Origin of the sequence: Okeania sp. SIO3I5 (assembly GCF_010672085.1) — a bacterium.
Classification (GTDB): Bacteria; Cyanobacteriota; Cyanobacteriia; order Cyanobacteriales; family Microcoleaceae; genus Trichodesmium.
In genome coordinates this window covers 105,357-119,600 of the sequence record NZ_JAAHHT010000007.1, presented here as the reverse complement: position 1 = coordinate 119,600, position 14,244 = coordinate 105,357, and the positions used below count along the sequence as shown (strand labels likewise).

At 36.1% G+C, this 14,244-nt stretch carries 10 protein-coding genes; 5 read left to right on the top strand and 5 right to left on the bottom strand.

The window, feature by feature from the left end; translation table 11 throughout:
* Positions 1–877: 877 nt before the first annotated feature.
* The 4 genes from F6K40_RS03030 to F6K40_RS03015 form a co-directional block, all read right to left on the bottom strand.
* A complete protein-coding gene (locus F6K40_RS03030; protein WP_293131183.1) occupies positions 878–1,894 on the bottom strand; it encodes a Gfo/Idh/MocA family protein in 1,017 nt (338 codons plus the stop codon).
* A gap of 34 nt (positions 1,895–1,928) precedes the next feature.
* Positions 1,929–2,132, bottom strand: coding sequence for a hypothetical protein (locus F6K40_RS03025; RefSeq protein ID WP_293131180.1), 204 nt, complete (start codon positions 2,130–2,132; stop codon positions 1,929–1,931).
* 5 nt (positions 2,133–2,137) lie between these two features.
* Positions 2,138–2,890 carry a ribonuclease III gene (rnc, locus tag F6K40_RS03020; RefSeq protein ID WP_293131177.1) on the bottom strand — a complete coding sequence of 251 codons (753 nt, stop codon included), beginning with the start codon at positions 2,888–2,890 and terminating at the stop codon, positions 2,138–2,140.
* A gap of 989 nt (positions 2,891–3,879) precedes the next feature.
* Positions 3,880–5,244, bottom strand: coding sequence for a CHAT domain-containing protein (locus F6K40_RS03015; RefSeq protein ID WP_293131174.1), 1,365 nt, complete (start codon positions 5,242–5,244; stop codon positions 3,880–3,882).
* Between the two features lie 762 nt (positions 5,245–6,006).
* Between F6K40_RS03015 and F6K40_RS03010 the strand changes: the two genes are divergently transcribed.
* Together F6K40_RS03010 and F6K40_RS03005 are read left to right on the top strand one after the other, a co-directional pair.
* Positions 6,007–6,201 (top strand): hypothetical protein, encoded by a 195-nt coding sequence (locus F6K40_RS03010; RefSeq protein ID WP_293131171.1) that lies wholly within the window; start codon positions 6,007–6,009, stop codon positions 6,199–6,201.
* Between the two features lie 242 nt (positions 6,202–6,443).
* Complete coding sequence (locus tag F6K40_RS03005) at positions 6,444–7,376, top strand: DNA-methyltransferase (protein ID WP_293131169.1); 933 nt, start codon at positions 6,444–6,446, stop codon at positions 7,374–7,376.
* Positions 7,377–8,902: 1,526 nt separating this feature from the next.
* Here the strand turns inward: F6K40_RS03005 and F6K40_RS03000 are convergent.
* Positions 8,903–9,157, bottom strand: a complete 255-nt coding sequence (locus F6K40_RS03000) for an acetyltransferase (protein WP_293131166.1) — start codon at positions 9,155–9,157, stop codon at positions 8,903–8,905.
* A 181-nt stretch (positions 9,158–9,338) separates the two neighbouring features.
* Between F6K40_RS03000 and F6K40_RS02995 the strand changes: the two genes are divergently transcribed.
* The 3 genes from F6K40_RS02995 (at position 9,339) to F6K40_RS02985 (ending at position 12,892) form a co-directional block, all read left to right on the top strand.
* Positions 9,339–10,421: an RNA-guided endonuclease InsQ/TnpB family protein gene (locus F6K40_RS02995; protein WP_293131163.1), complete on the top strand. Its 1,083-nt coding sequence runs from the start codon at positions 9,339–9,341 to the stop codon at positions 10,419–10,421.
* 118 nt (positions 10,422–10,539) lie between these two features.
* Positions 10,540–11,199 (top strand): HEAT repeat domain-containing protein, encoded by a 660-nt coding sequence (locus F6K40_RS02990; RefSeq protein WP_293131160.1) that lies wholly within the window; start codon positions 10,540–10,542, stop codon positions 11,197–11,199.
* 982 nt (positions 11,200–12,181) lie between these two features.
* Complete coding sequence (locus tag F6K40_RS02985) at positions 12,182–12,892, top strand: iron-containing redox enzyme family protein (protein ID WP_293131157.1); 711 nt, start codon at positions 12,182–12,184, stop codon at positions 12,890–12,892.
* The last annotated feature ends 1,352 nt before the right edge of the window (positions 12,893–14,244 follow it).

Below are 14,244 nucleotides of genomic sequence, written 5' to 3'. Positions count from 1 at the left end.
ATCCTGTTATATCAAATCTGGTTGAATAGTTATAATTAAAGCTCGTAGTTTTGCTCTAGCCCGAAGATAGATATTTTAGTTGCTCAAACCCAACAACAAACAAAAACTTTTTTATAACTAATTATCCGGACATAAAATTATATTAAATCTGGTTGAATAGTTATAATTAAAGCTCGTAGTTTTGCTCTAGCCCGAAGATAGATATTTTAGTTGCTCAAACCCAACTACAAACAAAAACTTTTTTATAACTAATTATCCGGACATAAAATTATATTAAATCCGGTTGAATAGTGATAATTAAAGCTCGTAGTTTTGCTCTAGCCCGAAGATAGATATTTTAGTTGCTCAAACCCAACTACAAACAAAAACTTTTTTATAACTAATTATCCGGACATAAAATTATATTAAATCCGGTTGAATAGTGATAATTAAAGCTCGTAGTTTTGCTCTAGCCCGAAGATAGATATTTTAGTTGCTCAAACCCAACTACAAACAAAAACTTTTTTATAACTAATTATCTGGACATAAAATTATATCAAATCCGGTTGAATAGTGATAATTAAAGCTCGTAGTTTTGCTCTAGCCCGAAGATAAATATTTCAGTTGCTCAAACCCAACTACAAACAAAAACTTTTTTATAACTAATTATCTGGACATAAAATTATATCAAATCCGGTTGAATAGTGATAATTAAAGCTCGTAGTTTTGCTCTAGCAACTTCTATAGTTATTGCTCAAGCCCAACTACAAACAAGTTATTGCTCAAGCCCAACTACAAACAAAAACTTTTTTATCACGCTCTTATCCGGACATAATATTACTCAGTAATTAGACAGTAATTAGACAGTAATTAGATCCATAATTATCCAAGATTAATATTAGCATTGGTCACATTTAATGACTTTTCCTTCCTGCTCAAGAGAATTATTCAAAGCACAAAGGATTTTTACTAATTCAGCACCTACCCAACCAGAAGAAATTTGTGAAGTAGTATTTGTCAGAATACAATTTAAAAATTCATTGCACACTTGAGCTAAAGGTTCAGCTTTTTCGATCGCTACAACTTCCTGACTAACATCTACGGCCTTCCAACGACTGCCCAAATATTCTAAATAACCATACTGAATAACTAAAGGTTGCTCTGCTGACATTTCATCAAAAACTAATGTTCCTTGACTACCCACTACTCCTAAACGACGTTGTTTATCAGGGTTTAACCAACAAAGATGTAAAAAAACTTGAAAACCACTAGGATAAATCAGTTTAGCCATAACTAAATCTGACTGTGGCGGTTGTTGAGGGAGCCAAATTTTACCATTTGCTTGTACTTCCACAGGTGTTTCCTGTAACCAACTATTAAAAATACAAATATCGTGAATTGCTAAATCCCAGAGAGCATCAACATCTGAACGCACAGGTTCAATATGAGTCCGAGTCGCATATCCGTAGCGTAATTTTCCTAACTTACCTTCTGTAACTATAGTTTTGCCAGTTTGTACAACTGGATTAAATAAATAAGTATGATCGACAAGAAGTTGCAGTTGTTGTTGTTCCGCTAATTTGCATAGTGCAACCGACTCTGAATATTCAAGAGTTAAAGGTTTTTCTGAAAAAACGTGATAACCTTTTTTCAGAGCAGCACTAATAATCTCATAGTGGGTAGAAGCTGGTGTAGCGATCGCGACTGCTTTAATTCCTGGTAACTCTAAAGCTTCTATCCAATCTTCTACTAAGGCTATATCGTTGTCCAATTGCAAGCGTTCTTGAATTGCTTGTAATTGTTCTGGATGAGGATCTACTACAGCAATAACACGAGAATCAGGATGATTGAGAAAGTTACGAACCAAGTGAACTCCCCAACGTCCTGCACCAAATATAGCGATGCCTATTTCCATTCTTTTTAATTTAATATAAAAAGTACAGTTTTTTTCACCCTATCATATTCAAGTTAATCTTGGGAAGATCGAATGCCGAAACAGTTAATTCAACTTCTCTAGTGATAGTTTCTCCCCACCCTTCCCACACTTCCCACCCTTCCCACACTTCCCAGACTTCCCACCCTTCCCACACTTCCCACCCTTCCCACACTTCCCACCCTTCCCACACTTCCCACCCTTCCCACACTTCCCACACTAGGTCTAATCTTTTTTCATCCCCTTTTCCTCTTTTATATTTCCTATTCCCGACTGTTGCAAGAAATCTAAAGCAGATTTAGCTGCAGCTTGCTCTGCAGCTTTAATTGATGGTCCCTTACCTACACCAAGTTTCTTGTCTTTAAACCAAACTTCTGCCAAGAAACGTCCACGATCGCCATGAATTTTATTTGCTTCCTGAACTTGATAATTTGGTAATGTTTTGTAATTACCTTGAGTCCATTCTTGGAGAGCGGCCTTATAATTTTGGCGGGCGGGATCGCTACGAATTTCTGCTATTAACGCTTCAAAGTGCAAATCTAACCAAGGGCGGATTAATTCTAAATTATTAGTGCTCAAATAAAGAGCAGCTAAAACAGCTTCAAAAGAATCTGCTAGTCGAGACTCTTCTCCAGCTTTATCCCCTGCTGCACTTTTGGATACCAATAAATAGCGACTCCATCCATATTTATTGGCAATTTGTGCTAGAGAGCGATCGCTCACTAAAATAGAACGAATGGCAGCAAATTCTCCTACTGGGCAATTAGGGTAATTTTCAAACAGTAACTCAGCAGCAACCAGTCGCACTACTGCATCCCCAACAAACTCTAACTTTTCATAGTTATGTGTTGATGAAACTGTAGAGTGAGTTAATGCCAAATCTAACAAATTCCATTTAATAGCAGCTTGCTGAGGAATAGACAATTTTTCGACTAAAGATTTAAGTTGCTTTTGGCGCGGATGATATATTTGAGTCATTGCTTGAATGCTTTTATAGCGCTACGCGCTAGGGAACAGGGAACAGGGAACAGGGAATAGGGAACAGTAGACTTTTAAAGGTTTTTGATATAGTCAGGACTTATGCAGAACCACCATATCTAGTAGTGGCGAGTCGCGACGTAGTGGCGCTTCGCGTTTGCGCAGCATTCCGCAGGAAAGCGCCACTACAGATGGTGTATGATTTGATATGCATGGCTTTAGTCCTGATAGTTATTCTTTGATTAAGTCAATGCTTCACCTCTGTCAAATAGTATAAGTATAACTTAGAAATTTCCAGCAAAAGGTTCTGAAACCATTATGGTACTGTTTCAAAATCGTTATTTTTAGACATGTCTATTTATAACATAAGGAAGGAAAAAGTTAAGTAAAACCAACTATCAAACTTACATTCTTCACTTCAAAATATTGTGCTAAAAATTACATTAGACCTCTCCAATAATAAAAGTCAAATCAATTATTTCACCCTACTCCCTACTCCTCTATAGAATTGTTTGAGGGTAAAAAATGATAATAATAGCTATTTATAGCTGAATACTGACTATCGACTATAGCAAAGTAAGGGAGAGTTAGGACAACTACTGATGATGAATCTTAGACTAGGAAATGTTTTTCCAACTGTTCCCTGTTCCCTGTTCCCTGTTCCCTACTATATTAGACATTTCCAATAATAAAAAGTCAAATCAATTATTTTACCGAATAATTAAATAATTAAATAATTAAATAATTCAGCTTTGTTTGCCTCCCCTTGGATAGGGGAAAAAAGCGGTTGTTTGCGGAGCATGACCTTAGGATGGGATGGATCGGTGACCGGCGCCATATCCAATCAACCAAGAGAAATAAATTTTTTCCCTACCGCGTCAATCCTTTCCCTAAAATGGAGAGGTAATTATCCATTATCCATTATCCATTATTCATTATCCATTAGTGAACCTACTCCCCACTCCTCAGTAGTTTAAATACTAAACAGATTACCAAGGATTACCAATTAGTGTAAAAGCGGACCAATAATAAGGGTGGGAAAAATTTTCATCACCAAATTCTGCTAATTCTGGTGGTAGTTGTAATTGCCCCCTAGTTCCAGTTAACTCGCCCATATTTGTACCCACTTTTCCTTTTAACATGACAACTTGAGCTTGTCGAAGTGCTTCTGCTTTTAGGGGTGTCTTTTGCAAATGCTCATAAAATTCTGTCATTAATGCTAATGTTCCAATATCACTAACACTCCACAAACTTGCTAATGCCGATTTGACTCCAGACTTTATTGTTAACCCGGCAAAACCCAATTCTGCTTGTTGATCTCCCACTGCAGTGCGACAAGCACTCAAAACTAATAATTCTACAGGTGGTTGATTTAGTTTTAACTTTTCTACTTCATCTAAGCTAATTTGTTCATCATCCCAAAATTGTATATAAGACTTATCAGGTTTTCCTGGTCTAAACTCAGCATGAGTCGCTAAGTGAACAATTTCATAAGGTTGTTTTTGCCTTTGTATTTGTAAATTTTTAACTGTAAATTTTTGATTTATAAATGCTTTACCCTCCCACAAGAATTGTGTAATTTTATCTATTTCTACTGGTACTGCGGGTAAAGATTCTAATTCTTTAAATTCTGATGCTCCCATTGCTAAAATTTGTGCATTTTTAATCTTATTATAGTTAGTATCTATCAGATTAAATGCTGGAATCCGAGCAATGGCATACTTTTCTATAATAAAGTTTTTACCATCATGTAATACTGCTAATGGTAAAGCCCGCAAATTCAGACCTAAGCAGAACATAATAGTATCTATGTTTTCTGCTTCTAATCTAGATTCTAATGGTTTTACCATCCATTTATATAATTGTTGTGCTGGTTCTAAATATGATTTAGTATTGCGTTTTCTAGGATTTGTTATTTCTACATTTAGCTTGACAACTGTATTGATTAACTTTTGCCTGTTGGCATCTGTTACGCTAAAAAGTTCTGGTTTGTTGCCTGGAGTTATTAAGATTAGCTGCATTTGCTTTTCCCGTTGCCAAATCCAGATAACAGCGGGTTTTGTTCCAGTTTGTTGAGATAAATTACTGAGTGTTTCACCTATATCTTCAGCGGTTATTGAAAAGTCACCCAGATTTTCATCAAAGTAATTTTCATAGTCTCTTTCCCAATGTTTCTCAACTTCATTGACTGCTTGAATAAAATCTTTTTGTTGCAAAAATGTTTCCCAGTCTTCTTCTTTAACAGCAAGTGCCGATCGTTTAGGTAATATAATATTTAAGGTAATAGTAGTAACAAAAATCAATGTAAATAATAAACAAAAAATGATTATTTTTTTCCATTTATGATGAAACATAATTTTACTCCACAGTTTAGGTGTTACTGATTTAACTATATTCTTCTAAGTAGATGGGTATAAATAAAGGTGACTACTTCAATAATTAACAATTAATAATTAATTATTACCTCTTCTGTAATAGAAAGATTGGTTAAAAAGAAATTTTTTTTCTTCTCTTGGTCGAGGGATGGATCGGTGACCCAACCATCCCATCCTGCGGAATTCTCGGCTTGCCGGCCGCTTTTTTCTCCTTGAAAGGAGAAGCTTTAAACCTTTATTTTTCGGTTACCAACTATTCAATCCCTGAAACCCTAAAATTGTTTTGCTACACTTCTTTTTGTTCCCTAGAGACCAACCAAGTGACGTTGGATTATGGCTACCTACTTATCAAAACTATCTAACATTTAAAAAAAGTAGAGAAGTGAATTATTAATTTAATTTATTAGTATACACTAAAAATATACTATGATTTTACTTTTTTGTCAAAGTCTGGTTGTGACTAAATCTAAAAATTAATCTGGTTTGACTGGTATGAGATGCTCTGGGAATTGCTACTTTACCCTATTAAAGTATTATAGAAACTTATATTAAGATCGTACTAAAAAATGATCTAGTGTTTTTCAGTAAGCATGAGGTACACCTGTCTTTTTTATTCCCTGTTCCCTAAAATTTAAAATTTTGTACCTCACGCTACGCTTTTTGGGAATGCCTATACCTAATATTAATTATTTGAAAATCTAGAAGCGGATAATAAAGTATTGAATTACTGAAAATTTCTGGGTGGTGGTGCTGAGGAATGGTAGAGAGAGTGTGGGAAGTGTGGGAGGTGTGGGAGGTTGGTTCGTGTGGTTCGTGTGGTTCGTGTGGTTCGTGTGGTTCGTGTGGTTCGTGTGGTTCGTGTGGGAAGAAATTACAAAACTTATGTATCTTCGCCATTCCTCAGCAGGACTACCAATTTCTGAACAGCTTTATTAATAACATTTTGTGCATAGTAATCCTAAATTTAGTTTCTATTACCTTTGACATCCTCTCCAGTTATCAAGCACAATGTTGAGATAAATAGCACGTATGATTTTACAGCAATGCATGAGGATAGTGAGGTACACTTATAGGACTATTCTTATATTTCCTATTCCCTATTCCCAGTTAAGTGTTCCCTGTTCTTTAGAGCAATAAAACTTTGTACCTCATCAACTAGAAAACTGCTGTAAGTATAGATGACAAAAAAACTGTCTTTGAGTAACTCTGAAATCAATGGCAAGAGATTAGAAATTGAACCAAAGTATCAAGGATATCAACTTCATTTTGTTCATCCTCATGGGCAACTATTTCAAGGTGACGCCATTGACTTTCTAACTTCTGTTGAATCTGAATCTATAGACTTAATTTTTGCTGATCCTCCATACAATATTAAAAAAGCTGAATGGGATAATTTTGAGACTCAAGAAAAATATATTGAGTGGTCAATCAAATGGATTGAACAAGCAGCAAGAGTCCTTAGTGCCAATGGAACTATGTACATAAGTGGTTTTTCAGAAATTTTGGCGGATATTAAGCACCCTGCTATGAAACTGTTTAAATCTTGTAGATGGATAATTTGGCACTATAAAAATAAAGCTAATCTTGGCAATGATTGGGGAAGATCCCATGAGAGTTTACTTCATTTGAGAAAAACTCGAAAAGTTAAGTTAAATATAGATGATATTCGTATTCCTTATGGAACACATACTTTAAAGTATCCGGTGCATCCGCAAGCTGAAACAAGTCAATATGGGAATAGAAAAAAGCGTAAGGATGTATGGACTCCTCATCCAAAAGGAGCTAAACCTAAAGATGTAATTGAAATACCGACAACCTGCAATGGAATGTATGAATCTACTCCTCATCCTACACAAAAACCTGAAGCACTGCTCAGAAAGTTTATACTTGCTTCATCTAATCAGGATGATATTGTACTAGATCCTTTTTCTGGTTCTGGAACAACTTTAGTAGTTGCAGAGCAGTTAGGGCGTAAATGGTTAGGTTGCGATATTATGTCAGAATATAATATATGGGCTATGAATAGACTTGATAATGTCCGAAGAATGAGTATTGAAGAGTGGATCGAATACGATAGCAAGACTGCTGGACGTCGAGAACAGATTCGTTGAATATAACATTTAAGTTATCAGTTATCAGTAGCTTTGTTGCATGAAAGTATATAGCTGCCGCACAAGATCCAAGCATATTTACTTCATCAATGGGCGGAAACTGCTGTAACTATTGGACAATAAATAAATCAAACATCAATCTTGGGAATAAAAAAGCTGAAACCTTTACTGGCAAAACTTTTGAGGTTTGATATGTCAGCCCTAACTATTGGACAATAGATAAATGGAACATCAATAATCGCGATCGCACTCTTTCGTGAATCAGCAGAGCAATAACTATTGGACAATAGATAAATAGAACATCAATAATTGCGCTCGCACTCTTTCGGGAATCAGCTCAAAATCCTAACTTTTTGAACTCCCTAGAACAAAAATCTTGTACTTTTTCAAGACCATTACAGGCTAAAACCTTTAGGAGTCAATGCTTTTATATTTAATCAGCAGAGCAATAACTATTGGACAATAGATAAATGGAATATCAATAATTGCGATCGCACTCTTTCGTGAATCAGCAGAGCAATAACTATTGGACAATAGATAAATGGAACATCAATAATCGCGCTCGCACTCTTTCGTGAATCAGCAGAGCCCTAACTATTGGACAATAGATAAATGGAACATCAATAATCGCGCTCGCACTCTTTCGGGAATCAGCAGAGCCCTAACTATTGGACAATAGATAAATGGAACATCAATAATCGCGCTCGCACTCTTTCGTGAATCAGCAGAGCAATGACTATTGGACAATAGATAAATAGAACATCAATAATCGCGCTCGCACTCTTTCGGGAATCAGCAGAGCAATGACTATTGGACAATAGATAAATGGAACATCAATAATCGCGCTCGCACTCTTTCGGGAATCAGCAGAGCAATAACTATTGGACAATAGATAAATGGAACATCAATAATCGCGAGCGCACTCTTTCGTGAATCAGCAGAGCAATAACTATTGGACAATAGATAAATGGAACATCACATCAATAATCGGGAAAAAGATCGATATAGCTGCGGAATGGATATTCTATCCCTACTTTCATGCAACAAAGCCGTTATCAGTTATCAGTTATCAGTACCTCCGGCTAAAGTCGGAGGCTTGAAATACTGAATTGAATATTTTCTCTTGGTCGATTAGATATGGCCAGGAGACCTCGCCATCCCTACTCCTTCGTTGCTTATTTAGGGCTTGCTGATTAAATCTAAAAGCATTGATATATAAAAGCTTTCGCCTGTGCGTTTGGGAAAAAAGTGCAAGCTTTTTGCCAACCATAGCTGAAAATATGAGGATTTTGAGCAGACAATAGCAGAAAAATTAAGGGACTTTCAGACCCGACTACATCCTCTGTAATTCCCATGTCTCCTGTCTTCCCCTTCCCCTCCTCGGAGGGGTTAGGGGTGGGTTGGGAGGGGTTAGGGGTGGGTTGTCTCGAGTCTCCTGACTCCTACCCTTGCCCATAAGACTTTTTCAGCAAGTCCTATTTATAACTGTTCAACCGGACATGATATAAGTAGAGAGTTCCTCAAGATTAAGGAGTAGGTTGTTGCGTTTGATTTTGTGTGGGAGAACGCAAGTCTTTGAGAGCTTGATCTATTTTGGACAATTCTGGATGTTGTTCCAAGGCGGCCATTGTTTGAGCCTTAGATACTTTTGCTTTTTTGGCGTGTTCTAGAGTTTGATTAATAAGGCGTTCCCGATATTGTTCTAACCCTTTGATTATTTCTTCTATTTCTTGTTCTTGGGTTATTGGCGCTGAAGTATTAGCTTCTAAAGTTTCAGACATAATGACTTTCTCATTAATTTTGCTATTTTTCTCAAATTTATCATCCCAGATTTAGGGATTAGTTGCTAGTATTTGTAAAGAAACGTAAATAAAATTTAGGAGCATTGACTTAATCCAAGAATAACGATATAATACGTTATAAACCGTACAATTAGACAGGCTGTGTTCACAAATAAATGAAATGAAATCCATTAGAACCAAGCTCAAACTTAATAACAAGCAGAAAACTCTGATGGCTCAACACGCAGGCTACTCACGTTGGTGTTATAATTGGGGTTTAAGTTTGTGGAATGTTGCTTACAAGGCTGGTTATAAACCTAATATTCGTATAATTAGAGAAGTTTTTACTAACCACACAAAGCCTTTATATCCTTGGATGAAAAACTTGTCATCTAAAGTTTACCAATATGCTTTCCGAAACTTAGGTGAAGCTTTCAAAAGATTCTTTAAAGGGTTAGGAAAGTACCCAAAGTTTAAGAAAAAAGGTAGGTCAGATTCATTCACAATAGATAATTCTGGAAAACCAATAGAACTTAATGGTTGGTCTCACAAGTTACCTTTTATCGGTTGGGTAAAAACTTATGAACCTATTGAGGCAAGAACTAAAAAAATCACCATTAGTAGACAAGCGGGTGATTGGTATCTTAGCTGTAGCTATGAATTTAATGCAACAACTACACCAAAAAAAACTGATGTTATCGGTGTAGATTTAGGTGTGAAAACCTTAGCTACATTGAGTGATGGAAAAGTTGTGACAAGTGTGAGATCGTATCGCCAGTTTGAAGCTAAGTTATCAAGAGAGCAATACCTAAATCGTCACAAAGAGGTAGGCTCTGCTAACTGGAAAAAGGCACAACAGAAGATAGCTAGATTGCTGAGAAAAGTAGCAAATATCCGTAAAGATGCACTTCATAAATTGACAACATACTTAGCCAAAAACCACGGCAGAGTCTCAATTGAAGATTTGAATGTCAGCGGAATGTTACGCAATCATAAGCTAGCGAAATCTATAGCTGACCAAGGATTTTATGAATTTAGACGACAGCTAGAATATAAGTGCGAATGGTACGGTTCTGAGCTAGTGGTAGTTGATAGATTTTTTCCATCATCAAAGACTTGCTCTAACTGTGGTCATGTTCAGGATATGCCCTTGGAACTGAGAACTTATTACTGCCCAGAATGTGGGTTGTCAATAGATAGAGATTTAAACGCCAGTATAAATTTGAGAGATGCGGTCGGCTCGGTCGTCAATGCCTGTGGATGAGTAACCGCCGACGGCCTCAGTAGAAGCAGGAAGTAAGCAGCCTCCTACGGAGGAGCTTCGCTATCAAGTTGTTACGTTATGTGACGCTTTGTATCAGTTTTATAGAGCAGACTTTAATATGGAAATTAACCAAATTCAGGTATACTTGGAAAGCTCTGATTCTCAAAAGAGATTAAAAGCACTGACTGAGTTAAGAAACTACGAAAGCGAAATTGTAGTTCCCCTGCTCAAAACTAGACAACGAGACCCAGAATTTCTAGTTCGTTCATTTGTAGCAATGGGGTTAGGGAATAAACGCACCCCTGAAGGTTTTACGATATTGCTAGAAATGATGAACAATGATCAAGACTATAACGTGCGAGCGGAAGCAGCAAATTCTTTATCTAAATTTGGAGCAGAAGCAATTCCTCTTTTAGTAGAAAAATTTCGTCAAGATGATAACTGGTTAGTGCGTCGGAGTATTCTTGCACCTCTGATAGATATGTCTTTTCCTGAAGCATTATATGAAGTTTGTGTTTGCGCGATCGCTGGTGAAGAGGTGACTGTTAAGGAAGTTGCCATTAGTGCTTTAGGTGCATTAGCGAGGACAAAGAAAGAAACTGAAGCTTTGGAACAATTATTAGCTTTTGTCAGTGCCGAATCTTGGAATTTTCGGTTGCGAGCAGCTCAAGGGTTGAGGAAGTTTGACAATCCTCAAGCAAAAGCAGCTTTGAATTATCTGAGCAAAGACGAAAATCATAGAGTAGTCGCTGCTGCTTTAGAGAGTTCGTTGTCATAAAAGTCATAATACTTCTCTGGAAAAGAGGGAGTGGGGGAGTGGGGGAGTAGGGGAGTGGGGGAGTAGGGGAGTGGGGGAGTAGGGGAGTAGGGGAGTAGGGGAGTAGGGGAGTAGGGGAGTAGGTAGGGACGTTGCATAACAAAAATGCGTTTTCCGTTCCGGAATGCTGCGCTTTCCATGTCGCGCAGCGTTAACGTTTGCGGAGCATGACCTTAGGAAAGTTGTGCTTTAGCTAAACGTCCGTACGGGAGAATTTTTTTGCCCAACAATGCCCCAAAAATGCCAACATGCATTTTGATGAAGGGCTTAAAATCAAGGTATTTATGAGCATCAAAATTGCTAAAACTCTTATCTAAAAAAGCTTTGAGATTTAATCAGCAAACCTTAATTAGGGTTCGCCCAAATACCTCAATTCATAGTTTGATCCACCAAAGTCGATTTTTAGTCAGTTTCAGTAGTTAAAATATCGCAAAAAAGACATAAACAGGACTTACACAGGTGAACCCAGAAACCGGGTTTCTCGTAAACATCTATTGCTCAAAACAAGGATTTATCGTAGAAACCGGGTTTCGCGTGCGTAAGTCCTAATAAAGTAGTCAATAAAAAAAAACAATTATACCCACTTCAGACAATTAATCAACCACCCGCCACGCAAAAACTACCAAATTATACCAATTCTCAAAAACTTTGCTATACTTGGATTTTCTATTTCTAAATACTATTTATTGACCTAATTTAGTTATTAACTAACCTCTGTAATTTATCCAGTTATTTTTATCACCTTCCAAGCGTAGCATTACTTTTTAGAAATGGTATTATAGACAATAAAATAACAGTTGCATCTGCAAAGACTAATAACTTTTTCAGCTAAATATTATCTTCTTCCCAACCTACTATCAGTAAATTTTAAGTTTGGGAAATCATTATAGTTAGCAAGATAAATAAATCAATTCAAAAAAGTTAAATACAAGGAGCAAGATAAATGGTTTTAATGACTTCCCCCTCTATCAAGCAAAGTTTTTGGCAAGCTATCGACACTAGCAAATTCTCTGGCAACCCCGCACTTGATCCTAGACTTCAAAGTTTGCAAAATATTTCTCTCCCTGAATTAGTGAAAGTTTTAGAGCAATATTCTTATGTAACTAAAATTCATGCTCAAAGCTTAAATTATGTTTGTAATGTCATTAAAGCAGGTAAACTAAAAGTTCTTTTAGATGAGATTTATTTTGAAGAAACAGGTGATGGAAACCCTGATAATTCTCACTATAATTTACTCAAAAAATTCTTGTTTGGCTTGAATGAAGCTTTTGGTGGAACCATGCTCACCAATACAATTAATCTACGAGTTGATTCCCTAATTGAAAATTATGAGAATGATTTAAAAACTTATCCAGTTCACGTTGCTATTGGTATGGCAGGTATGGGTACTGAGTGTATTTGTGGTCCGATCTTAGAAGAAATTTGGGCACAAATTCAAGCTCGCAAAGACTTAGAAGATGTATTACTTCAATTAAACTTAGAGTTTTGGCATATTCACACTGGAGAAATCGATCATTCCCATGCTGTAAGAATGCGTAATGCTATAGATGGTGAAGTGAAAGATAGTGAAGAGTATGCCGAACAAATTCTACAAGGTTATCAGTTGTCTGTGAATTTTTGGGATGATTTATTAAATATTTTTGTGACTCTGTAGTTCTAGTTAAAATTCTTTCCTTTCCATCAATTTCTTTTGTTTATTAATTCATTAGACATCTCCGGAAAAGAGGGAACAGGGAACAGGGAACAGGGAAAAGGAAGAAAGAATAGATAATTTATGGATGATAATTGATTTTATTTTTCATTTTCGGAGATGTCTATTAAATAACCAAGTCTACTTAGGAGAAGATAAAAACAATGGCTAATATTACACAATTTCCGAATTAAATCCTGTAGATTTTGAGCTATTTTCTGACTCTGAAAACTATATGGTAGATTTATCTGAGAAGGAACTAATTATATCTGGCGGTAACCTCTTTATCACAACTATTGTTGGTCCGATCAGTCCTTTTCTTCTAGTTCTATAGTTCTATAGTGATGATAATGGTTTAGATAGCTGAAGTCAGAAAAACCCCCCTATTTTTGATATTACTTGCATCTGTAGGGACATTTCTTGGAAAGTCCCTACAGATGCATAAATTTCTAATATTGCACTGTGCAAATAGGTTAGGAAATTTATAAATGCTCAAACGAGCGTCAGGAATTAAGGCATGAATTTTGACTTTTGAATTTGGAATTTTCAAACGTCCCTACTTTTGCATAAATTTCTAATATTGCACTGCGCAAATAGGTTAGGAAATTTATAAATGCTCAAACGAGCGTCAGGAATTAATGCATGAATTTTGACTTTTGAATTTGGAATTTTCAAACGTCCCTACTTTTGTATAAATTTCTAATATTGCACTGCGCAAATAGGTTAGGAAATTTATAAATGCTCAAACGAGCGTCAGGAATTAATGCATGAATTTTAACTTTTGAATTTTGGAATTTTCAAACGTCCCTACTTTTGCATAAATTTCTAATATTGCACTGCGCAAATAGGTTAGGAAATTTATAAATGCTCAAACGAGCGTCAGGAATTAAGGCATGAATTTTGACTTTTGAATTTGGAATTTTCAAACGTCCCTACTTTTGCATAAATTTCTAATATTGCACTGCGCAAATAGGTTAGGAAATTTATAAATGCTCAAACGAGCGTCAGGAATTAATGCATGAATTTTGACTTTTGAATTTGGAATTTTCAAACGTCCCTACTTTTGTATAAATTTCTAATATTGCACTGCGCAAATAGGTTAGGAAATTTATAAATGCTCAAACGAGCGTCAGGAATTAATGCATGAATTTTAACTTTTGAATTTTGGAATTTTCAAACGTCCCTACTTTTGCATAAATTTCTAATATTGCACTGCGCAAATAGGTTAGGAAATTTATAAATGCTCAAACGAGCGTCAGGAATTAAGGCATGAATTTTGACTTTTGAATTTGGAATTTTCAAACGTCCCTACTTTT

Bases quoted from the DNA above. Each gene is read 5' to 3' on its own strand.
- F6K40_RS03030 (WP_293131183.1), bottom strand. From the start codon at position 1,894: ATGGAAATAGGCATCGCTATATTTGGTGCAGGACGTTGGGGAGTTCAC.
- F6K40_RS03005 (WP_293131169.1), top strand. From the start codon at position 6,444: ATGACAAAAAAACTGTCTTTGAGTAACTCTGAAATCAATGGCAAGAGA.
- F6K40_RS02990 (WP_293131160.1), top strand. From the start codon at position 10,540: ATGGAAATTAACCAAATTCAGGTATACTTGGAAAGCTCTGATTCTCAA.
- F6K40_RS03000 (WP_293131166.1), bottom strand. From the start codon at position 9,157: ATGTCTGAAACTTTAGAAGCTAATACTTCAGCGCCAATAACCCAAGAA.
- F6K40_RS03015 (WP_293131174.1), bottom strand. From the start codon at position 5,244: ATGTTTCATCATAAATGGAAAAAAATAATCATTTTTTGTTTATTATTT.
- rnc (WP_293131177.1), bottom strand. From the start codon at position 2,890: ATGACTCAAATATATCATCCGCGCCAAAAGCAACTTAAATCTTTAGTC.
- F6K40_RS02985 (WP_293131157.1), top strand. From the start codon at position 12,182: ATGGTTTTAATGACTTCCCCCTCTATCAAGCAAAGTTTTTGGCAAGCT.
- F6K40_RS02995 (WP_293131163.1), top strand. From the start codon at position 9,339: ATGAAATCCATTAGAACCAAGCTCAAACTTAATAACAAGCAGAAAACT.